Source organism: Actinobaculum sp. oral taxon 183 str. F0552 (genome assembly GCF_000466165.1).
GTDB lineage: Bacteria > Actinomycetota > Actinomycetes > Actinomycetales > Actinomycetaceae > Peptidiphaga.
In genome coordinates, this window is record NZ_KE951473.1 from 1 (window position 1) to 951 (window position 951).

General features: G+C 73.6%; 1 protein-coding gene. It reads right to left on the bottom strand.

Going from position 1 to position 951, the window contains the following annotated elements; genetic code table 11:
• The coding region (locus HMPREF0043_RS09295; RefSeq protein ID WP_021602803.1) for a serine/threonine-protein kinase at positions 1 to 862 on the bottom strand (862 nt) is incomplete at its 3' end.
• Positions 863 to 951: the final 89 nt, after the last annotated feature.

Sequence of the window (951 nt, forward strand, 5' to 3'; positions counted from 1 at the left end):
GGCCCGCGAGCCCCGCGGCATGCCGGCCGGCTCTCGCCGGCGCCGCCGAGTCGCCGCCCTGGCGGGCGCCGGCGAACTCCCCTGTCTCCAGGCTTTCGACGAGCTCCGAATAGCCGATCCTCCGCGAAGGATCGGTGTCGAGAGCGGCCTCCAGCGCGCGGGCCGTCGCCTCGGGCAGGCCCCGCAGGTCCGGCTGCCCGTCGAGGACACGGCGCATGATGGCCGGGGCCGAACCGGTGCCGAAGGGGGACCGCCCCGTCGCGGCGAAGGCGACGACGGCCGCAAGCGACCACCAGTCCGCCTGGGGGTTGGGGTCCCCGCCGTTCAGGACGACGGGATCGCAGTAGCCGGGGGTGTGGGTGAGCGACCCGGGCATGGTCAGGCGCGCGTCCTCGCCGAGCTGGGCGATGCCGAAATCGATGAGGACGGGCCCCTTCGGGCCGATCATGACGTTCGACGGCTTGAGGTCGCGGTGGAGGACCCCGACGCGGTGGATCGATTCGACGGCCTCCCCCAGGCGCCGGGCGAGGTCGGCGAGGTCGCCGCCGTCGTAGACCCCCGAGTCGGCGACGTCCTGTTCGAGGGTCGGGCCGTCGACGAGCTCGGTGACGATGAAAGCCTCCGCCTCGTCGGTCTCGGCGTCGACGACTTCCGCGACGAAGGGGCCGCGGACCTTCTGAAGCATGGCGACCTCGCGCCGCAGCCGGCTGCGGCCCGACTCCTCGGCCAGGAGCCCGGGGTGGAAGAGCTTCAGGGCGACGCGGTCGCCCGCGCCGTCCTCCGCCTCGAAGACGGTGGACATGCCTCCGGAGCCGATCCTCTTGATCAGCCGGTATCCCCCGATGGTCGTCTGCTCGCGCACGATTCAAAGCTACCCGCTCGGCGGCGACAAGACTACAGACGGGGCCGGGCGCCCATCCCCGCGCCCCGCCCGGCTGCGCCGTGCCGGCC